This window comes from Amycolatopsis sp. lyj-346, from assembly GCF_046548975.1.
In the GTDB taxonomy this organism is placed as follows: domain Bacteria; phylum Actinomycetota; class Actinomycetes; order Mycobacteriales; family Pseudonocardiaceae; genus Amycolatopsis.
This window is the reverse complement of sequence record NZ_JAJPWT010000020.1, coordinates 133,755-153,997: the sequence shown is the minus strand read 5'-3', so window position 1 is coordinate 153,997 and position 20,243 is coordinate 133,755. Positions and strand designations below refer to the sequence as shown.

General features: G+C 72.0%; 21 protein-coding genes. 12 read left to right on the top strand and 9 right to left on the bottom strand.

The features are described from left to right. Positions 1-230 precede the first annotated feature (230 nt). The 3 genes from ACLJQE_RS39625 (at position 231) to ACLJQE_RS39615 (ending at position 4,339) form a co-directional block, all read left to right on the top strand. A complete protein-coding gene (locus ACLJQE_RS39625) occupies positions 231-1,193 on the top strand; it encodes a serine protein kinase RIO (protein ID WP_410644771.1) in 963 nt (320 codons plus the stop codon). Positions 1,194-1,515: 322 nt separating this feature from the next. Continuing rightward, entirely contained in the window at positions 1,516-3,063 is a 1,548-nt protein-coding gene (locus tag ACLJQE_RS39620) for a DEAD/DEAH box helicase (protein ID WP_410644770.1), read from the top strand. 100 nt (positions 3,064-3,163) lie between these two features. Beyond that, positions 3,164-4,339, top strand: coding sequence for an 8-amino-7-oxononanoate synthase (locus ACLJQE_RS39615; protein ID WP_410644769.1), 1,176 nt, complete (start codon positions 3,164-3,166; stop codon positions 4,337-4,339). Positions 4,340-4,399: 60 nt separating this feature from the next. On the opposite strand, the gene ACLJQE_RS39610 is transcribed toward ACLJQE_RS39615, so the two are convergent. Further along, entirely contained in the window at positions 4,400-4,831 is a 432-nt protein-coding gene (locus tag ACLJQE_RS39610; protein WP_410644768.1) for a GNAT family N-acetyltransferase, read from the bottom strand. Between the two features lie 17 nt (positions 4,832-4,848). After that, a complete protein-coding gene (locus ACLJQE_RS39605) occupies positions 4,849-5,673 on the bottom strand; it encodes a S1 family peptidase (RefSeq protein ID WP_410644767.1) in 825 nt (274 codons plus the stop codon). 456 nt (positions 5,674-6,129) lie between these two features. Here ACLJQE_RS39605 and ACLJQE_RS39600 point away from each other — a divergent pair, with 456 nt between their 5' ends. Then, positions 6,130-7,524, top strand: a complete 1,395-nt coding sequence (locus tag ACLJQE_RS39600; RefSeq protein ID WP_410644766.1) for a mycothione reductase — start codon at positions 6,130-6,132, stop codon at positions 7,522-7,524. Positions 7,525-7,557: 33 nt separating this feature from the next. Here the strand turns inward: ACLJQE_RS39600 and ACLJQE_RS39595 are convergent, their stop codons facing one another. Next, positions 7,558-8,112 carry a CGNR zinc finger domain-containing protein gene (locus tag ACLJQE_RS39595; protein ID WP_410644765.1) on the bottom strand — a complete coding sequence of 185 codons (555 nt, stop codon included), beginning with the start codon at positions 8,110-8,112 and terminating at the stop codon, positions 7,558-7,560. A gap of 81 nt (positions 8,113-8,193) precedes the next feature. On the opposite strand from ACLJQE_RS39595, the gene ACLJQE_RS39590 reads away from it, so the two are divergent. Beyond that, positions 8,194-9,348 (top strand): epoxide hydrolase family protein, encoded by a 1,155-nt coding sequence (locus ACLJQE_RS39590; protein ID WP_410644764.1) that lies wholly within the window; start codon positions 8,194-8,196, stop codon positions 9,346-9,348. 7 nt (positions 9,349-9,355) lie between these two features. Here ACLJQE_RS39590 and ACLJQE_RS39585 read toward each other — a convergent pair whose 3' ends face one another. After that, positions 9,356-10,564 carry a CynX/NimT family MFS transporter gene (locus ACLJQE_RS39585; RefSeq protein ID WP_410644763.1) on the bottom strand — a complete coding sequence of 403 codons (1,209 nt, stop codon included), beginning with the start codon at positions 10,562-10,564 and terminating at the stop codon, positions 9,356-9,358. A 48-nt stretch (positions 10,565-10,612) separates the two neighbouring features. Between ACLJQE_RS39585 and ACLJQE_RS39580 the strand changes: the two genes are divergently transcribed. From ACLJQE_RS39580 to ACLJQE_RS39560, 5 genes are all read left to right on the top strand, one after another. After that, the gene (locus tag ACLJQE_RS39580) at positions 10,613-11,296 is read left to right on the top strand and encodes a FadR/GntR family transcriptional regulator (RefSeq protein ID WP_410644762.1); all 684 of its coding nucleotides are present in this window, start codon (positions 10,613-10,615) and stop codon (positions 11,294-11,296) included. Positions 11,297-11,506: 210 nt separating this feature from the next. Continuing rightward, on the top strand, positions 11,507-11,995 hold the full coding sequence (locus tag ACLJQE_RS39575) for a hypothetical protein (protein WP_410644760.1): 489 nt from the start codon (positions 11,507-11,509) through the stop codon (positions 11,993-11,995). 54 nt (positions 11,996-12,049) lie between these two features. Continuing rightward, on the top strand, positions 12,050-12,892 hold the full coding sequence (locus ACLJQE_RS39570; protein WP_410644759.1) for a DUF4097 family beta strand repeat-containing protein: 843 nt from the start codon (positions 12,050-12,052) through the stop codon (positions 12,890-12,892). A 28-nt stretch (positions 12,893-12,920) separates the two neighbouring features. Continuing rightward, positions 12,921-13,886, top strand: coding sequence for an ATP-binding cassette domain-containing protein (locus ACLJQE_RS39565; protein ID WP_410644758.1), 966 nt, complete (start codon positions 12,921-12,923; stop codon positions 13,884-13,886). Next, complete coding sequence (locus ACLJQE_RS39560) at positions 13,886-14,689, top strand: ABC transporter permease (protein WP_410644757.1); 804 nt, start codon at positions 13,886-13,888, stop codon at positions 14,687-14,689. The genes ACLJQE_RS39565 and ACLJQE_RS39560 overlap by 1 nt, the downstream gene beginning before the upstream one ends. A 1-nt stretch (position 14,690) precedes the next feature. Here the strand turns inward: ACLJQE_RS39560 and map are convergent, their stop codons facing one another. The 3 genes from map to ACLJQE_RS39545 all read right to left on the bottom strand — a co-directional run bounded on the left by map (position 14,691) and on the right by ACLJQE_RS39545 (position 18,279). Beyond that, a complete protein-coding gene (map, locus tag ACLJQE_RS39555) occupies positions 14,691-15,548 on the bottom strand; it encodes a type I methionyl aminopeptidase (protein WP_410644756.1) in 858 nt (285 codons plus the stop codon). Positions 15,549-15,571: 23 nt separating this feature from the next. Continuing rightward, the gene (locus ACLJQE_RS39550; RefSeq protein ID WP_410644755.1) at positions 15,572-17,362 is read right to left on the bottom strand and encodes a penicillin-binding transpeptidase domain-containing protein; all 1,791 of its coding nucleotides are present in this window, start codon (positions 17,360-17,362) and stop codon (positions 15,572-15,574) included. Positions 17,363-17,424: 62 nt separating this feature from the next. Then, positions 17,425-18,279: a GNAT family N-acetyltransferase gene (locus tag ACLJQE_RS39545; protein ID WP_410644754.1), complete on the bottom strand. Its 855-nt coding sequence runs from the start codon at positions 18,277-18,279 to the stop codon at positions 17,425-17,427. A gap of 101 nt (positions 18,280-18,380) precedes the next feature. Here ACLJQE_RS39545 and ACLJQE_RS39540 point away from each other — a divergent pair, with 101 nt between their 5' ends. Beyond that, a complete protein-coding gene (locus tag ACLJQE_RS39540) occupies positions 18,381-18,587 on the top strand; it encodes a DUF4177 domain-containing protein (protein WP_410644753.1) in 207 nt (68 codons plus the stop codon). Between the two features lie 56 nt (positions 18,588-18,643). On the opposite strand, the gene ACLJQE_RS39535 is transcribed toward ACLJQE_RS39540, so the two are convergent. Continuing rightward, positions 18,644-19,036 carry a VOC family protein gene (locus tag ACLJQE_RS39535; protein WP_410644752.1) on the bottom strand — a complete coding sequence of 131 codons (393 nt, stop codon included), beginning with the start codon at positions 19,034-19,036 and terminating at the stop codon, positions 18,644-18,646. Between the two features lie 4 nt (positions 19,037-19,040). After that, positions 19,041-19,868 (bottom strand): helix-turn-helix domain-containing protein, encoded by an 828-nt coding sequence (locus ACLJQE_RS39530; protein WP_410644751.1) that lies wholly within the window; start codon positions 19,866-19,868, stop codon positions 19,041-19,043. A 112-nt stretch (positions 19,869-19,980) separates the two neighbouring features. On the opposite strand from ACLJQE_RS39530, the gene ACLJQE_RS39525 reads away from it, so the two are divergent. Further along, entirely contained in the window at positions 19,981-20,235 is a 255-nt protein-coding gene (locus ACLJQE_RS39525) for a hypothetical protein (RefSeq protein WP_003057586.1), read from the top strand. Positions 20,236-20,243 lie beyond the last annotated feature (8 nt).

The following is a 20,243-nucleotide window of genomic DNA, read 5'->3' as shown; positions in this document are numbered from 1 at the left end:
GGCACTGGGGCGAGTTCAAGGAAACGTCACGAATGGACCGTTCGCGCTATTCGGTTGCGCGGAGAGTGACCGGTCCGGCAAGCTGAGCGCAGCCGGCAGGGAGCCGGTGCGTGAGAACGGGAGGTGCCTGTCGTGATGACTGTCCGGGCCCTTTCGCGCCCTCACCCACCCGCCCCCCGAGGCTGACCACGCGCCCGGTGGGGCATCCCTGACCAAGGAGAAACCCACCAGTGCGCCAGCACGACTTCGAAGATTTCGACCTGTTCGACGACCAGCCTTCCCGCCGCCCGGCGCGGGCGCGGCGCCGCGCCCGGTTCGACGAACCCGAACCCACCCGCAGCGGACGGCTGACCGAAGCCGAACGCGTCCGCCTCGCGAAACTGCGCGACGACGCCTACACCGAAAACCAGCTGCCCGACGGCGCCGATCGCTGGTCCACCTGGGACGACGCCGAACACGGCCCGCTCCCCCGGCCGGACTGGGTCGTCACCGAGCTCGCCGCGGTCGACACCGACCTCGGCGTCCTCAAGACCGGCAAGGAAGCCGACGTCCACCTCCTGCGGCGCGGGCTGCCCGGCACGCCGGGCACGCTGCTCGCCGCGAAGCGCTACCGCAGCGACGAACACAAGCTGTTCCACCGCGACGCGGGCTACCTCGAAGGGCGGCGGATGCGCCGGTCCCGCGAGATGCGGGCGATGACGCAGCGCAGCGCGTTCGGCCGCAACCTCATCGCCGAACAGTGGGCGGTCGCGGAGTTCGCCGCGCTGAGTCGCCTGTGGACGCTCGGCGCGCCGGTGCCCTACCCGGTGCAGCGCGAGGGAACGGAACTGCTGCTCGAATTCCTCGGCGAGGACGACGGCACCGCCGCGCCCCGGCTGGCCCAGGTCCGCCCGGACCCGGACGAGCTGAAGGACCTGTGGTTCCAGGCCACCGCCGCGCTCGAGCTGCTCGCCTCCGAGGGGCTCGCGCACGGCGACCTCTCGGCGTACAACCTGCTGGTGCACCGGGGCAGGCTGATGGTGATCGACCTGCCCCAGGTCGTCGACGTCGTCGCCAACCCGGGCGGCGTCGAGTTCCTGGCGCGGGACGTGCGCAACCTGGCCGGCTGGTTCCACGGCCGCGGCCTCGGCGAGCACGTCACGAAGACCGGAGAACTGCTGGCGGAGCTCGTTTCCGCCGCCGGTCTGGGGTGATCGCGGGGCGGCGTCGCGGCGGTGGCGTGGGCCACGACTGCGACGCCGCCCACAACCGGTGACCTCGATGAGTAGTCTCAGCTCCGGTTCGGGTACAGTAAGTACAGACCGCAACCGGCGGCGTGGATGAGTTGGTGTCCGTCGCCTCCAGAGCCACCGATTGGCTCGCGGTGATCCGTAACCCAAGCGGCGCGCAGTGTCGGCAAGCGATGACACGGTGTGCCGGGTCCGTCCCTGTGAACGCCCATCGCACACCATCTTGCCCTGCTGCGCGCGGGCTGCCCGGGCCTCCCTTGCGACGAACCACGTCCGAGAGGCATTTGTGACCGTCACGTTCAACTCCGGCCCTTCCTCGACGTCCGCTCACGCGGGCCGTCCCGACCGCAAGCCGCGCACCCGCCCGGCCGGTGGGGACATGCTCCGCGACGACGCGGTCGAGCTCGTGGCCACCAAGACCTTCGCCGAGCTGGGCCTGCCGGAGCCGCTGCTCCGCGCGCTGGCCGAGGCCGGCATCAACAGCCCGTTCCCGATCCAGTCCGCCACCATCCCGGACGCACTGGCCGGCCGCGACGTGCTGGGCCGCGCCCAGACCGGCTCCGGCAAGACCCTCGCCTTCGGCCTGGCCATGCTGGCCCGGCTCGCCGACGGCAAGGCCCGTCCGAAGCGCCCCCGCGCGCTGATCCTCGTTCCGACCCGCGAGCTGGCCATGCAGGTCGCCGACTCGCTCACCCCGCTGGCCAGGTCGCTCAACCTGTGGTGCCGCACAGCCGTCGGCGGCATGGCCTTCGCCCGCCAGGCGGACGCCCTGTCCCGCGGCGTCGACCTGCTGATCGCCACCCCGGGCCGGCTGTCGGACCACGTCCGGCAGGGCACCGCGCACCTGGGCGACTGCAACTTCATCGCCCTAGACGAGGCCGACCAGATGGCGGACATGGGCTTCATGCCGCAGGTCCGCGAGATCATGGACCTCACCCCGCAGAGCGGGCAGCGGCTGCTGTTCTCCGCGACGCTCGACGGTGACGTCAACCGCCTCGTGCGGCAGTACCTGACCGACCCGGTCACCCACTCGGTCGCGCCGTCGACCGCGAGCGTGACGACCATGGACCACCACGTGCTCCAGGTCTCGCACCAGGACAAGCAGGACGTCATCACGCAGATCGGCGCCCGCGAGGGCCGCACGATCATGTTCGTGCGCACCAAGCACCACGTCGACCGCCTCGCGGAGCGCCTGCGCGAGCAGGGCGTGAACGCGGCGGCGCTGCACGGCGGCAAGACGCAGGGGCAGCGCAACCGCGTCCTCGCCGACTTCAAGGAAGGCCACACCCCGGTGCTGGTCGCCACGGACGTCGCCGCGCGCGGCATCCACGTCGACGACATCTCGCTGGTGCTGCACGTCGACCCGGCGGCCGACCACAAGGACTACCTGCACCGCGCGGGCCGCACGGCGCGCGCCGGGGCGTCCGGCGTCGTCGTCACGGTGGCGACGCACGACCAGCGCCGCATGGTCCGCCGGCTGACCGACCGCGCCGGCGTGCGCGCGGAGTCGACCACGGTCCGTCCGGGCGACGCCGAGCTGTCCCGCATCACCGGTGCCCGCGAGCCCAGCGGCGAGCCGGTCGTCGAGCGCCGGCGCGAGAGCCCGCGTCGCGGCGGCGGCGGCTTCCGCGGCGGCGACCGTGGCGGTTACAGCCGTGGCGGCGAGCGCAGCTACGGCGACCGTGACCGCGGCGGCGACCGCGGCGGTGCCGGCCAGGGTTCGCGCGAAGGCCGTCCCGGCGGCTTCGGCGGCCGCGCCCGTCAGCCCCGCTCGGGCAACGGCGGTGGCTACGGCCGCCCGAGCCGTGGCCCGCGTCGCGGCTACGACAGCTGATCGTTTCTCTTCGGAAGCCCCGGACCACCTGGTCCGGGGCTTCCGGCGTTTCCAGGCCCGCTTGGCGGACCTTCGAGTCCCGGATGGGAGACTGCGGGACGTGACTACGCCGCCGACGCCCCCGCCCGACGAGGTTTTCGACTGGCTCGACGTCGAGGCGGAGAAGCGGGCGAACGCGGGACTCGTGCGGCAGCTGCGGCCGCGGCCCGCGCGGGCCGACGAGCTGGACCTGGCCGGCAACGACTACCTCGGGCTGGCCCGCGACAAGCGCGTCGCCGGGGCCGCCGCGGCCGCCGCGCTGCGCTGGGGGGCCGGGTCCACCGGGTCGCGGCTGGTCACCGGGTCGACGGAACTGCACACCGAGCTGGAGCTCGAGCTCGCCCGGTTCTGCGGCGCGCAGGCGGCGCTCGTGTTCTCCTCCGGCTTCACCGCGAACCTCGGTGCGGTGACGGCGCTGTCCGGAGCCGAGTCCGCGATCGTCACCGACAAGTACATCCACGCGTCGCTGATCGAGGGCTGCCGGCTCTCGCGAGCCGACGTCGCCGCGGTCGCGCACTCGACGCCGTCGGCGATCAAGCACGCGCTGTCGACCCGGCGCAAGCCGCGGGCGCTGGTGGTGACCGACTCGGTGTTCTCCGTCGACGGCGACCTCGCCCCGCTCGAGGAGCTGGCCGGGATCTGCCGTTCGCACGGCGCGGCGCTGCTGGTGGACGACGCGCACGGCTTCGGCGTCCTGGGCGAAGGCGGCCGCGGCGCGGTCCACGCGGCCGGGCTGTCGGGCGCGCCCGACGTCGTCACGACGTTGACGCTGTCGAAGTCCCTCGGCGCTCAGGGCGGCGCGGTGGTCGGGCCGCGCCGGGTGATCAAGCACCTGATCGACACGGCACGCAGCTTCATCTTCGACACCGCGCTGGCGCCCGCGAGCGCCGCGGCCGCGTTGGCGGCGTTGCACGCGCTGAAGGAAGACCCGGGACTGGCGGGGAAGGTGCTCGAAAACGCGGGCAACCTGGCGATGTCGTTGAAGGCGGCCGGGTTGACGGCGAGTGCGCCCGACGCCGCCGTGATCTCGGTGCAGGCGCCGTCCGCGGAGACGGCGGTGGCGTGGGCCGCGGCGTGCGCGGAACAGGGCATCCGCGTCGGCTGCTTCCGGCCGCCGTCGGTACCGGACGGCATCTCGCGGCTACGGCTGACCGCGCGAGCCGACCTCACGGAGGCCGACGTGGACCGGGCGGTGAAGGTGATCACCGCGACGGCCCCGCGCGGCGCGATCGCCTGAGCCGTCCCGGAACAGTCGGCTCGCGTACCTGGACGGTCGGCTCGCGTGATTGGGCGGGCTTTACGGGCGGCGGCGCATCTTGATGTGGGGGATTCCGTCGTCGTCGGTGTATTCCGGGCCTTCGGCGACGAAGCCGTAGCGGGCGTAGAAGCCCTGGACGTAGGTCTGGGCGTCGAGGACGTACTCGCCCGGGATGGTCAGGGCCGCGTCCATCAGGCGGGCCGCCAGGCCGGTGCCGCGGGCGGGGGCGGCCGTCACCACGCGGCCGATGCGGCAGATGCCGCCCGGGTCGAGCAGGACACGCAGGTACGCCAGGACCACTCCGGCGTCCTCGAACCACAGGTGGCGGGTGTCCGGCAGCAGGTCGCGGCCGTCGAGTTCCGGGTACGCGGCCTTCTGCTCCACGACGAACACGTCGACGCGCAGGCGGAGGATGTCGTGCAGCTGGGCGGCGGTCAGCTCGGGACCGGTCGCGTCGTGCAGGGTCGGCATACCCCTGCTTAGCACGCTCAGCCGAGGAGACGGGGCTGGGCCTGGGCCTCGATGTCTTCGGCGTACTTCGAGACGCGCGTGTAGACGCCCGGGCTGTTCGCCTTCGCGCAGCCGTCGCCGAAGGAGACGATGCCGATCAGCGTGTCCCCCACGACGAGCGGGCCGCCGGAGTCGCCCTGGCAGGCGTCGACGCCGCCCTGGGCGTAGCCCGCGCACACCATGGTCCGCTGGTCGTAGACGTCGTAGCCGGCGCGGCATTCGCTGTCCGACACCACCGGGACCTGGGCACTGCGCAGGTAGTCGGAACGGGCGCCACCGTCGGCGATGCGGCCCCAGCCGAGCACCGTCGCCTGGGTGCCCGTGGCGTACAGCCCCGCGTCACCGCTGCCGGGCAGCTTCGCGGGCCGGTAGCCGAGCTGGCCGCGGACGGTCAGCACCGCGAGGTCGCCGCCCTTCGTCGGGTCGGTGTAGCCCGGGTTGACCCAGACCCTCGAGACGCCGAGGACCTCGCCTGCGGCCGTGCGCTTGTCCTCGCGGCCGGCCACCACGCGGATGTCCTGCTTGGCCACCGCTTTGGCGCAGTGGGCGGCCGTCGCCACCGCCGTGGAGCTGACGATCACCGCGCCGCAGAACTGGTTGCCACCCGCGTCGGTCAGGTACACCGTGTACGGGTGGTCGGCCAGGGAAGCCTTGTTGCCGCCGACGATCCGCGCCTGGTTCCCCGAACCGGCCGCACCCGGATCCGCCGCCGCCGTGCCCACCACGACCGGGACGGCGACCGCGGCGACCGCGAGGAGCACGCCGCTCACGAACAGCAGGGATCGGCGGGACTTCACGGACATGGGTCTTCCCCTTTTCGACGCAGCACGGAGCTAAGCACTCGGCACCCGGACAACTCCGGTGCGTGAACGACGTGCGCTCAATACCCTAAGCCGAGGGGGCCCAAAACGGTGTCACTGGAACGGGTGGTCTCCGCCCCGGGCCGCTTCTGCCAAGCACAGCGACCGCGCCGTCACCTGGCAGGTGGGTGCCCGGCCACTGCCCCGCCGCCCGCACGGCTTCGGCGAGACCGAGCCGACGCCACCCGAACTGGTGAACCGGGCACTTCCGGCAAAGACCTCCTGACGATGTCCTTCTGGGGCTTCGACGGCCACGCTTCGGCGTACGTCGACCGGATGCACTTCACCGCCACCGGCCGTTGACCGCGTGATTACGACGTTGGGCACAGCCGGGAACACCCGCCTTCGCGGCGCGGTTGGCTAGGGTGGACCGACCGGACCGACCCCGCGGAGGATGCAGTGCCCCACTACGACCTGGTGATCGTCGGGACGGGATCGGGGAACTCCATCCTCGGCCCGGATTTCGCCGGCCAGAAGACGGCGATCGTGGAGAAGGGCACCTTCGGCGGCACCTGCCTGAACGTGGGCTGCATCCCGACGAAGATGTTCGTGTACGCCGCCGACGTGGCGTACACGCCTTCGCACAGCGCCAAGTACGGCGTCGACGAAGAGCTGAAGGGCGTGCGCTGGCGTGACGTCCGGGACCGGATCTTCGGCCGGATCGACCCGATCGCCCAGGGCGGCGCGGAGTACCGCCGCAGCCACGAGGACAACGCGAACGTCGACGTCTACGAGGGCGCCGGCCGCTTCACCGGCCACAAGGAGCTGCGGGTCGGCTTCGCCGACGGGCGCCCCGACGAGGTGCTGACCGCCGACAGGTTCGTGCTCGCCGCGGGCGGCCGTCCGGTCATCCCCGAGATCCCGGGCCTGGACGGCGTCGAGTACCACACCTCCGACACCGTGATGCGGCTCGACGAGCTGCCCGCCCGCATCGTCATCCTCGGCGGCGGGTACATCGCGGCCGAGTTCGCGCACGTCTTCGCCTCCTTCGGCGTGCAGGTCACGCTGGTCAACCGCTCCGGGCGGCTGCTGCGCTCGGAGGACGAGGACGTCAGCGCGCGCTTCACCGAGCTGGCCGCCGAGCGGTTCGACGTCCGCCTCGACCGCAAGACCGTGCGGGCGCGCAAGACCGAGGGCGGCGTCGCGCTGGACCTCGAAGGACCGCAGGGCGCCGAAACCGTCGAGGGCGACGTGCTGCTCATCGCCACCGGCCGGAAGCCGAACTCCGACCTCCTCGACGTCGCCGCCACCGGCGTGACCACAACGGACAGTGGGCACGTCGTGGTCGACGACCACCAGGAGACCGTGGTCGAAGGCATCTACGCCCTCGGCGACCTGTCGTCGCCGCACGAGCTCAAGCACGTGGCGAACCACGAAGGCCGGGTGGTGCAGCACAACCTCCTGCACCCGGACGAGCGGATCACCGCCGACCACCGGTTCGTGCCGCACGCGGTCTTCACGCACCCGCAGGTCGCGTCGGTCGGGCTCACCGAGCAGAAGGCCCGCGAGCTCGGCGTGTCCTATGTGGTCTCGAAGCAGGACTACGCCGGGATCGCGTACGGCTGGGCGATGGAGGACACCACGGGCTTCGCGAAGCTCCTGGCCGACCCGGCGACCGGGCAGCTGCTCGGCGCGCACATCATCGGCCCGCAGGCGTCGTCGGTGATCCAGCCGCTCATCCAGGCGATGAGCTTCGGCCTCGACGCGCGGAGCATGGCCCGCGGCCAGTACTGGATCCACCCGGCGATGCCGGAGCTGATCGAGAACGCGCTGCTCAACCTGCCCCTGGACTGAACCACCGCGGGCCGGGACGCACCCGGCCCGCGATCACGGCTTCTTGCGCTGGTTGGCGATGAAGCGCGCCTTCTTCTGGCGGTTCCCGCACGTGTTCATGTCGCACCACCGGCGGGTGCGGCTCTGACTGGTGTCGAAGAACGCCGCTTGACACGTCGGCGAGGCGCACAAGGCCAGCCTCCCGTCCCGTTCGCCGGCGAGGATGCCGATCGCGTCGGCGGCGATCACGCCGAGCGCGTCTTCCACGCTGCCGATCCGCCATCGCCGCTCGCCCGCGGGTGTCAGGACGGCCGCGGCCCGGCCCTCGCTGCTGCGCTCGTTGATGATCCGGACCGCCGACGCCGGGAGCTTCTCCTGGGTCGCGGCCGCCGTCGCGGCGGCGTGGATCGACTCCCTCAGTGCCCGGGCGAGGTCGAGCTGGGCGGGGGTGCAGGAGTCCACGGCGAGGCCGCTCACCGCCAGCCAGTCGGCGAGCCGCTGCGGCGTCGGAATGCGCTCCACGGCGTCGCCCCGGCGCTCCGTCAGAGTCGCCGTGAAGCTGGTGGCCAGCACGCTACCGAGGCGGAAGTCGGGGAACCCAGCAGGCATGGAACCACCTTAGCCGGTTGCACGTCGGCGTGACGCCGTGTTAGAACCAGCTAAGCCGGTTCGCGATGACCAGGAGGTCTCATGCCCCGTCCCAGCAGCGACGTCCACGCCTTCGAAGCCCACGCCTCCGACGCCGACCTCGACGAGCTGCGCGCCCGGCTGGCCGCCGCGCGGCTTCCGGAAGCCGAGACGACCCGTCGCCGATGGGACCAGGGCGTTCCCCTCGCCGACCTCGTCGACGTCGTGGACTACTGGCGCACCGGATACGACTGGCGGTCGTTCGAAGCCCGCCTCGAGGAGATCGGCCAGTTCCGCACGACCATCGACGGGCTGGGCATCCACTTCCTGCACCGCCGATCCACGCGTCCGGATGCCACTCCCCTGCTCATGACGCACGGCTGGCCGGGCAGCATTGCCGAGTTCGTCGACGTCGTGGCCGAGCTGGCCGACCCGGAAGACGCCGAGGCGCCGGCGTTCCACGTCGTGGCTCCCTCGCTGCCCGGCTTCGGGTACAGCGACAAGCCGGCCACCACCGGGTGGGGCACCGAAAAGATCGCGGCCGCCTGGGTGGAGCTGATGGGCAGGCTCGGCTACGACCGGTTCGCCGCCTACGGCGGCGACTGGGGCGGCAACATCACCACGGTGCTCGGCGGCCGGTTCCCGGACCACGTGCTCGGCATCCACAGCACGTTCGCGGAAGGACCGCCCGGGCTGACGGCGGACGGCCTGACGGCGACCGAACGCCGGTGGGCCGGGGAAACCCGCGATTTCTGGCACCACCGCGCGGCGTACGCGAAGCAGCAGGCGACCCGGCCGCAGACCATCGGCTACTCGCTCGTCGACTCCCCGGTCGGGCTCCTCGCCTGGATCCTCGACAAGTTCGCCGAGTGGTCGGACACCGAAGACAGCCCGTTCGAACGGATTTCCCGGGATCGCGTTCTCGACGACGTCACCCTGTACTGGCTGACGCGGACCGGCGCATCGGCCGCCCGCATCTACTACGAAAGCCACAATTCGCTCGACCCCGGACTCCGGGTCGACGTCCCCGCGGCGATCACCATGTACCCCCGCGACATCGAGAAGTGCCCGCGGCCGTGGGCGCAGCAGCGGTACCGGCAGATCGTCCGCTGGCGGGCACCCGAAGCCGGCGGGCACTTCCCGTCGCTCGAGGTGCCCGGGTACTTCGTCGACGACCTGCGCGAGGGCCTCGCGGCCGTGCTGGCCGCCGGCCGGTGAACGCGGATCAGACGAAGCGGTGGCGGCCGGCGAGGGCGCCGAAGACCATCTGGACGCCGAGCAGGCCCAGCAGCATGGCCAGCGGCACGGTCCAGCCACCCGCGAGGTCGTGCAGCAGGCCGAACAGGAACGGCCCGAGCGCGGCGAACAGGTAGCCGAAGCCCTGCGCCATCCCGGACAGCCGGGCGGTGTCGGCGCCGGTCCGCGCCCGCAGCGCGATCACGGTCAGGCCCAGCGAGAACACACTCATGCCGAGCCCGACGAGGATGCTCCAGAGCAGCGGCGACCACGACGGCGCGAGCATCAGCCCGATGGTCCCGGCGACGCCGAACACGCTCAGCCCGACGATCCACGGGCTCTGCCCGCGCCGCCGGGCCGCCATCGGCGCCACGATGAGACTGATCGGCACGGCGATCAGCGAAACCAGGCCGAACAGCAGCCCGGCGTCGTCGCGCGGCACGCCCGCGTCCATCAGCACCTGCGGGAACCAGCCCATCGCCGCGTAGGCGTAGAACGCCTGCAGGCCGAAGAAGCCCGTGACGATCCAGGCCAGCCGGTTGCGCAGCAGCGAACGGCCGCCTTCGGCGCCGTCGGCGGGCCGCGGCGCCCGGCCGGTGCCGCGGGCTGCGAGGATCCAGGCCAGCAGCGCGACGACGGCCAGCACCGCCCAGCCGCCCAGCGCCGGGCGCCAGCCGCCGAGCGCGTCGCCGAGCCGCGGGGTCACCGCCGACCCGAGTGCGCCGCCGCCCTGCAGCGCGGCGGTGTAGACGCCGGTCAGGAGGCCGATGCGAGCCGGGAAGGAGTCCTTGATGACGACCGGGATGAGCACGTTGATCAGGGCGATCCCGGCGGTGGCGACGAGCGTCCCGCCGAGCACGACGGCGGGTCCGTCGAGCACGCGCAGCACGAGCCCGGCGGCGAGGGCGGCCAGCGCGACCGCGATGGCGGCGCCGATCCCGGCCCGCCGCGCGAGCAGCGGCGCGGCCAGCCCGGCGCCGGCGAAACAGAGCGTCGGCAACGTCGTGAGCACGCCCGCCCAGACGACGGACGTGCCCAGGTCCTGGCGCATTTCGGCGAGCATCGGCCCGACGCCGGTGATGGCCGGGCGGAGGTTGAGGGCGGTGAGCACCACCGCGACCGCGAGCAGCGCCCCGGCAGCGACCACGCCGGGAGTCCGGCTCACCACGGCGTCATCAAGCTCGGTTTCCGTGCGCATGCCCGCTACTATCGCATACGTAGGATGATTGGATGAAGGGATAATCCTGTGCCTCTGGCCACCACGCGCCGGGCCGGCCTCGTCGACCAGGTCATCGAGCAGCTGCGGACCGCGGTCACGCAGGGCGAATGGCCGATCGGCGAACGCATCCCGACCGAAGCCGAGCTCGTCGAGCAGCTCGGCGTCGGACGCAACACCGTCCGCGAAGCCGTCCGCGCGCTCGCGCACACCGGCCTCCTGGAGGTCCGGCAGGGCGACGGCACCTACGTGCGCGCCACGAGCGAGGTGTCCGGCGCGATCCGCCGGCTCTGCGGCTCGGAACTGCGCGAAGTCCTGCAGGTCCGGCGCACCCTGGAGGTCGAAGGCGCGCGGCTGGCCGCCGCCGGGCGGACCGAGGAAGACGTCGCCGGGCTGTGGGCGCTGCTCGCCCGCCGCGAGGTCGAACTGCGCGAAGGACGCTGGCAGGACTTCGCGCGCACGGACGCCGAGTTCCACTGCGCGGTCGTCGGTGCCGGCCACAACCGGCTGCTGACCGAGCTCTACCGCGGCCTGACCGAGGTCATCGCGGCGAGCATCGCGACGACGGCCGGCATCGCGCCGGGCGCCGGCCACGCGCCGGAGATCGGCCACGAAGGCCTCGCGCAAGCCATCGCCGACCGGGACCCGGACCGTGCTGCCGCCGAGGCCTGCGGGTTCCTCGACGAACTCCTGGAGCGCATCGAACGCGCCTGACCGCCTGGCCCCATGCGCCCCAATGTGGCCTTGGTTGCGTTGAACGCACCGAAGGCCACCTTGGGTGCGTTCAACGCACCGAAGGCCACATTGGGGCGCTTGACCGGCACCGGGACTGAGCTGGGGTTTGGCGGGAATGGTGCCACTGACGACCCCTAGGGGTGCCATTTCAGGGTTGTCGTGGCACCACCGTGGTGCCATATTTGTGCCATGGACCTGACGCCCTTCGTGGACAGCCTCCGCCGCGAGTTCGCGGTAGCCGCCGAGGCGGCCGGCGAGGACGCTGTCGCCCTGGCCGAGCGGCTGGCCTCCCCCTTGGAGTCCGCCATCCGGCTCACCTTGCTCGACGCGCTGTCGGCCGCGGCCGACGAGATCACCCGCGACCTCGCTCCCGGCTCCGTCGAAGTACGCCTTCGCCGCCGCGAAGCGGAGTTCGCGGTCTCCGCGCCCACGGCACCCGAACCGGCTCCGGCGGAGGCGCCGCCGCCACCCGAGGCCGACGACGGCGCCGTCTCCCGGATCAACCTGCGGCTCCCCGACCAGCTGAAGCAGCGGGTCGAGGAGGCCGCGAGCCGCGACCGGCTCTCCATCAACGCCTGGCTCGTCCGGGCCGCGAACAACGCACTCGGCGCGGACGCGAGCCGGCCCACGCACCGCCGTTCCGTCTACGGCGAGAAGTACACCGGCTGGGTCCGCTGATCCGCCTGCCCTGACCGGCAAAACACTCTCAAAGCACCCCAGGAGGGCGCAGCCATGCCATTTTTCGCCACCCCCGAGCCGATCACGGCGACCCTCGACGTCAGCATGGCCGACGTCCGGATCGTCGCCGGCGACCGCACCGAAACCACCGTCGAGGTCCAGCCGGCCGACCCCGGCGACACCGAGGACGTCAAGGCCGCCGCCAAGACCCGCGTCGAGTTCGCCGACGGCGAGCTGCTGGTCAAGGGCCCGAAGTACACCACCAAACTGTGGGGCAAGGGCGGCGCACTGCACGTCACGGTCGAGTTGCCGGCCGGCTCACGCCTCAAGGCGACGTCCGCGATGGGCGACTACCACGTCACCGGCCGCCTCGGCGACAGCCGGCTCAAGACGTCCGTGGGCAACATCCACCTCGACGAGACCTCACGGCTCGAGGCGAACACCGCGACCGGTGACGTCTTCGTCGACCGGGCCACCGGGCACGCCGAGGTCGGCACCGGCTCCGGCGAGCTGCGGATCCGCGAGATCGACGGCACCGCGGTCCTGAAGAACTCCAACGGCGAGACCCGCGTCGGCCAGGTGACCGGCGACCTGCGCGTCAGCACGGCCAACGGCGACATCCTGGTCGACGTCGCCCACGCCGGCGTCAACGCGAAGACCGCCGCCGGTGACATCCGGCTCGGCGAGGTCGTCCGCGACCGGGTCGTCCTCGAGACGGCCGTCGGCGAGATCGAGGTCGGCATCCGCGAAGGCAGTGCCGCCTGGCTCGAACTGAACTCGCTGACCGGCTCCGTGCGCAACACGCTCACGCCGTCCGACGGACCGGGCGGCACCACCGAGACCGTCGAGGTCAAAGCCCACACCTACACCGGCGACATCGTCATCCGCCGGGCCTGAAACTCCACACACACCAAGGGGAAAATCCATGCCAGACGCCATTGTGGCCGAGGGACTGGTCAAGAAGTACGGGAAGGTCACCGCACTCGACGGGATGACGTTGGCGGTACCGGAAGGCACGGTGCTCGGCGTGCTCGGGCCGAACGGCGCCGGGAAGACCACCACCGTCCAGATCCTCACGACGCTGCAGCGGCCGGACGCGGGCCGCGCGACGGTCGCCGGGTTCGACGTCGTGAAGGACGCGCACGAGCTGCGCTCGCACATCGGCGCCTCGGGGCAGTACGCCGCCGTCGACCAGGAACTGACCGGGGCGGAAAACCTCGAGATGGTCGGCAGGCTGTACCACCTGGGGACCAAGCGGGCCAAGGCCCGCGGCCGGGAGCTGCTCGCCCGGTTCAGCCTGGAGGACGCCGCCGACCGCCCGGTGAAGGGCTACTCCGGCGGTATGCGGCGCCGCCTCGACCTGGCCGGCGCGCTGGTGGCCAACCCGCCGGTGCTGTTCCTCGACGAACCCACCACCGGGCTCGACCCGCGCGCCCGCACCGAGCTGTGGGACGTCATCACCGAGCTGGTCGCGGGCGGCACCACGCTGCTGCTCACCACCCAGTACCTCGAAGAGGCCGACCGGCTGGCCGACAGCATCGCCGTCATCGACCACGGGCGGGTGATCGCCCGCGGCACGGCCGACGAGCTCAAGGACCTCGTCGGCGGCGAGCGGATCGAGCTGACCGTCGGCACCCACGACGACGTGCTCGTCGCCCGGCGGGCACTGGCCCGGCTGGCCAGCGGCGAGCCGCAGGCCGAGGCGTTCCGGCTCACCGTGCCCGTGACCCACGGCGCGAAAGCGCTTACCGAAGCGCTGGCGCTGCTGGCCGCGGAAGGCGTCGACGTCCGCGACGTCGGCGTCCGCCGCCCCACCCTCGACGACGTTTTCCTGTCCCTCACCGGTCACGACGTCAACAACACCGACAACACCGCGAAGGAGGCCGTGTGATGAACGCGGTGCAGATGGCCGTCACCGACGGCGTGACCGTCGCCAAGCGCAACTCGATCAAGATCGTCCGGTCGCTGGACCTGCTCGGGTCCATCGTGTTCATGCCGGTGATGTTCGTGCTGCTCTTCGGGTACGTGTTCGGCAGCGTGATCGACATCCCCGGGATGTCCTACCGCGAGTTCATGCTGCCGGGGATCTTCACCCTCGCGGTGGCGATGGGCAGCATCGTCACCGGCTACGGGCTGACCGACGACCTGCAGAAGGGCATCATCGACCGGTTCCGCTCGCTGCCGATGTCCCCGGCCGCCGTGCTGATCGGCCGCACCACCGCCGACCTCATCCTGAACGTGACGAGCCTGCTGATCATGGGCCTGGTCGGCCTGCTGGTCGGCTGGCGCATCCACACGAGCCCGCTCGAGGCGCTCGGCGGCGTGCTCCTGCTGCTCGCCTTCGCCTACGCGCTGTCGTGGGTGATGGGGACGCTCGGCCTGGCCGTGCGCAAGCCCGAGGTGTTCAACAACGTCTCCAGCGTGGCCATCTTCCCGCTCACGTTCCTGGCCAACACGTTCGTCGACAGCAGCCGCCTGCCCACCCCGCTGCGGGTGATCGCGGACTGGAACCCGGTCTCGGCGATCACGCAGGCGGCACGGGAGCTGTTCGGCAACACCAGCCCGGCCATGCCGGTGCACGGCGCCTGGCCGATGCAGCACGCCGTGCTCGCCTCGGTGCTGTGGATCGCGCTGCTCCTGGCGATCTTCGTGCCGCTTTCGGTGCGCTGCTACAAGAAGGCGACCAGCCACTGACTCACGGCAGCGTGAGGATCTCGCTGCCGTCGGCCGTCACCACGAGGGTGTGCTCGAACTGGGCCGTCCACTTCTTGTCCTTCGTGGTGACGGTCCAGTCGTCGGCCCAGATGTCGTAGTCGATGGTGCCCAGGGTGATCATCGGCTCGATCGTGAAGGTCATGCCCTCCTCGATGATCGTGTCGACGGAGGGCTCTTCGTAGTGCAGGACCGTCGGCGGCGTGTGGAACGCCGGGCCGACGCCGTGGCCGGTGAAGTCGCGGACCACGCCGTAGCCGAAGCGCTTGGCGTAGGCCTCGATGACCCGGCCGATCACGTTCAGCTGACGGCCCGGGCGGACCGCCTTGATCGCCCGCAGCGTCGCCTCGCGGGTGCGCTCCACCAGCAGGCGGGCTTCCTCGGAGACGTCGCCGGCCAGGAAGGTCGCGTTCGTGTCGCCGTGGACGCCGCCGATGTAGGCGGTGACGTCGATGTTGCAGATGTCGCCGTCCTCGATCACCGTCGAGTCCGGGATGCCGTGGCAGATCACCTCGTTGAGCGAGGTGCAGCACGACTTCGGGAAGCGGCGGTAGCCCAGCGTCGAGGGGTAGGCGTGGTGGTCGAGCAGGAACTCGTGCACCACCTTGTCGATGTCGTCCGTGGTGGCGCCCGGCTTGACGGCCTTGCCGCCCTCCTCCAGCGCCTGGGCGGCGATGCGGCCGGCGATCCGCATGGCCTCGATCACCTCGGGCGTGCGCACGCCGTCGCCGGTGTCCCGCTTCGGCGCCGGCTTGTCCACGTACTCGGGACGGGCGATGGAACTGGGGACGTCACGGCGCGGCGTCTGGACGCCGGGAACGAGCGGGGCACGAACGGACATGCCTCCACCTTACGACGGCCCGCTCAGCCGATCCCCGCCAGGAACCGGTGCGCGGCCTGCACCGCCGGTTTGGACGACCCCGCCTCGGTCAGGAGCACGGCGAACGCCAGGTCACCGCGGTAGCCGACGAACCAGCCGTGCGAGCGGGAGCCGTCACCGAACTGCGCGGTGCCGGTCTTACCCGCGACGTCGGGGATGTCCCGCAGCCCGGTCGCGGTGCCCGCCGTGACGACCTCCCGCATCATCCCGCGCAGCGCGTCGAGGACCTCCTGCGACGGCGCGTCGCCGACGTTCTTCGTCTCCGCGGGCAGGCCCTTGACGATCGACGGCGACGGCACCTTCCCGGCCTGCACGGTGGCCGCGACCAGCGCCATGCCGAACGGGCTGGTCACCACCGTGCCCTGGCCGAAGCCGTTTTCCGCCCGCTGGACGGCGGAGTCGCTGGCCGGGACGTCCCCGGTGACCGTGGTCAGGCCCGGGACGACGAAGTCGGCGCCGAGACCGAAGGAGCGAGCGGTGTCGGTGAGCGACGGCCCCGGGAGACCGGCGGCCAGCCGCGCGAAGGTCGTGTTGCAGGACCGCGCGAACGCGGTCTTCAGCGGCACCCGGCCCAGGTCGAACCGGCCTTCGTTCGGCACGACGCGGTTCTCGATCGTCGTCGTCCCCGGACAGTCGACCGGGCTGCCCGCCTCGACCTCCCCCGCCGACAACGCGGCCGCCGCCGTGACGATCTTGAACGTCGACCCCGGCGGGTAACGCCCGGACAGGGCCAGCGAGCCTTCCTCGTCGGCGGCGTCGTTCTGGGCGACCGCGAGGATGTCCCCGCTGGAGGGCTGGATCGCGACCAGCGCGGCGGAGTACCGCTCGGGTTCGAGGGCCTTCTCGGCGGCGGCCTGGATCCTCGCGCTGAGCGTGCTGGTGACGGCGGGCGCGGGCCGCGCCGGCTCGGCCTTGAGCTCGGCGGCTTCGCCCCCGGCGACGTCGCGGGTGACGATCCGCCAGCCCGCCGCCCCGGCCAGCTGCTGCTCGACCAGCGCGCGGATGCCGGGCAGGACCTGCTGCCCCGACCCGCGGGTCACCGGCAGCAGCCGCTCCTGGCTGGCGAAGCGGACGCCGGGCAGGTCGTAGATCGCGGGCTTGACCCGCTGGTAGTCGCCGGCGCGCAGGGTGATCACCGGGTAGGCGTCGCCGGGCTTGGTCTTGTTCATCCCGTCCAGCACGGACCGGCCGGTCACCGACGGCTCGTACCGGTGCAGGGCCTTCGCGAGCGTCCCGGCGACGGCCTTGGCGTCACCGGCCTTCTGCGGATCGACGACCACGCCGATCACGGTCTGCGGGCGCATCAGCGCCACGCCGTCGCGGTCGAGGACCGGGGCCGTCTCGGGCAGCTGCGGCAGCAGGCCGAGGGTCTGGCCGACGGCCAGCTGGGGGTGCACGACCGTCGGCTGCCAGTGCACCTGCCAGCCGTTCTCGGCCGCCCGCAGCTGGGCGTCGGCGCGGTAGGACCAGGTGCGCCCGTGCGGCAGGTGCCAGGTGAGCCGGTAGCCGGCGGTCACGACGTCGCCCTCCGGCTGTTTCACCTCTTCGTCGTCGACGTCGAGGGCCTCGGGGTCGAGCACGCCGCGGACCTGGTTCAGGACGGTCTTCGCGGCCTCGGGTGAGTCGGTGTTCGCCGCCGCGGCGGCGACGTCCCCGGACGCGACGGCGTCCAGGAAGGCGGAAAGGGCGTCTTCGGGACTGTCGCCCGAGCACCCGGCCGTGGTCGCGGCGGCGAGCAGCAGCACCGCGAGGGCACAGTGTCGACGTGCACTCATGGCCGGATGATGCCTGGTCAGAGCCCCTGTGGCGGCTTTGCAACACCGCCACGGACGAGTGGTTAGAACAGCACCGTCGCGTACTGGCCGACCTGCTTGAACCCGATCTTGCGGTAGGCCGCGAGAGCGGGGGTGTTGAACGCGTTGACGTAGAGGCTGGCGGTGCGGCCGAGGCCGCGGACGAGCCGGTTCACCACCGCGGCGGTGCCCGCGGTGCCGAGCCCGTCGCCGCGGCGGTCGGGGTGCACCCAGACGCCCTGGATCTGCCCGACGGTGGCCGACATGGCACCGATCTCGGCCTTGAAGACGACTTCGCCGTCCTCGAAGCGGGCGAACGCGCGGCCGGCCCCGATCAGCTCGGTGACCCGGGCGCGGTAGCTGGCGCCGCCGTCACCGCTGCGCGGGTCGACGCCGACCTCTTCGATGAACATCGAGACGGCCGCGGGCAGGTACCGCTCGAGCTCACCCGGCCGGACGGGCCGGACCAGCGGATCGGCGGCGACGAGCGGGGTGCTGTCCAGAGCCATCAGCGGCTGGTCGTCGCGGACCTCGCGGGCCGGGCCCCACTCGCCTTCGAGCTCGTCCCACAGGCCGAGGACCTGCTCGGCCGGGCCGACCAGCGAGGAGCAGGTGCGTTGACGGCGGAGGGCGCGATCGGCGAAGGAGCGCAACGCGGGCGCGTTGCCGCGCAGCGGGATGAGGTTGGGCCCGGCGAAGCACAGCCCTTGGAGCCGCCCGGCCCGAACCGGACGGCTGTCGGCGGCCCAGAGCTCACCACCGAGCCGCCACGGGTCGAGGCCCGCGGCCTCGACCCGGGCGCTGACCATGCAGCTGCCCACCGGGTCCGCGGCCAGTGCGGCACGGACCGCCGGATAGTCCCGATCATCGAGCAGCCGTGCACCTGCAAGCCGCAACACGGACTCCAGGGTGCCAGATTCGCGTGCTGAACGGAACGCAAGCCTCTCGACACGGTGAGATGAACAGCCGGCGCCGCACGTTCGGAGGCACTATGGGATGTATGCAGCGTTATACGTACAAGGTCGTCGAGGTCCGGGAGAAGCTCATCGGCGGGAAGCTGTCGGGCGGCAAGCTGGAGAAGCTGCTGAACGACCACGCCCGGGACGGGTGGCAGCTGAAGACGATCACCTCGGCGGAGGTGAAGGGCCGGGTCGGGCCCGGTGGGGTCGACGGCTTGCTGGTGACCTTCGAGAAGCCGGTGCACTGAGGCCGTGAACGACTCGTTCATGGCGCCGGACGTCGTGAACGAGTCGTTCACGACGTTCAGGGTGCGCCGCGGTACGTGCCGACGGTCCAGGAGTTGCCCTCCGGGTCCCGGAGGCTGAACGTGTGCGAGCCGTACTCGGTGTCGGTCAGCTCGGCCGTGATCTCCGCGCCGGCGTCCTTCACCCGCGTGTAGATCTCGTCCACGCGGTCCGACACCACGTACACCGCCGACGCACCCGGCTTCATCGCGTCGTGGACGCCGTCGGGCGGGCGAACGCTGCCCAGCATCACCGCGCCCCCTTCGGGCCAGCGCAGCTCGGCGTGCGCGATCAGGTCGCCTTCGGGCACCACCAAGGCCTCGGTGAAGCCCAGGACGTCGACGAGGAACCGGACCGCGGCCGGGGCGTCGTCGTACCGGAGTGCGGGCCAGACGTTCGGTTCAGGAGTCATGCCGTCAGCTTCGCGTCACCTCCGCCTCCTGGTCTTGGAGGAACGGGAGCTCCTCGGCGATCCACGTCCCCGGCGTGCACCCCGCCAGCGCACGCCACTCGTTGGTCAGGTGCGCCTGGTCGTAGAACCCGCACTCCGCCGCCAGCGCCGCCAGGTCCGTCCGCCCGCACCGCAGCAGGCGCCCGGCCCGCTCGAAGCGCAGCACCCGCGCCGCCTGCTTCGGCGCCAGCCCCAGCTCCGCGCGGAAGCGCTCGCCCAGGTGGCGGCGGCTCCAGCCGACCTCCTCGGCGAGGTCCGCGACACGCACCCGCCCGTCGGCCCCGCGCATCCGGCGCCACGCCTCTCCCAGCTCGGGCGGCGGCACCACCGGCTCGACGGCCCGGGTGGCCAGGACGTCGTCCAGCAGCGCGAACCGCTCGCGCCAGGTCGGCCGTTCGCGCAGCCTGTCCGGCAGCGAGCCGAGGCCGAATTCGGCGAGGTCGGCCACCTCGCCGCTCAGCTCCGCCGCGGTGACGCCGAACAGCGTGCGCACGCCCAGCGGGTCGAGCTCCAGCTGCACCCCCTCCTGCGCGTGGTCCTGCCGGATCAGCACCGCGCGCGTGTGCAGCCCGCCGACCAGCGCCTGGAGGCTGCGCCCGGCCATCCGCACCGGCCCGGCGAGGCTGATGACGAGCGTCACGTGCCGGGACGGCAGCCCACGGTGGACGGCCAGTGTGACGTCGTCCTGCGCGTACCCGACATAGCGCGTGACCAGGGGCCGCACCACCGGGTGCGGCTCGCGAATGGCCCAGGTCACGCTCACGATTGCCAGGGTAATCGTGAGCACCGACATTTTCGGGGGCTCGGGTGGCGGAGCCCCCGACCTGGGGCGAAGCCCTAGGTGTCACCGACAGTTCCCGGGTCTGATAACACGGACGTGCGTCCCCACCGCGGAAGGAATCCCGATGACGATCCAGGAGCAGGCGCAGCAGCTGGAGCTGCTCGCCGACCAGGTGCCGACCGGCATCGCGCTCGCCACGAAGAGCGACCTCGAAGACCTGCAGGCCCAGGTGCTCGGCCTGCTCGGGGAGACGTCCACCGCGACGGCGATCCAGGGCGCCATCCAGCTCGCTTCGCAGCAGATCGACGAGGTCGCGGCCGCGCTGGAGAACGTCCGCCTGCAGATCCGCGACGCCGCCCAGCACCACCTCCAGGGTTAGTGAAGGGC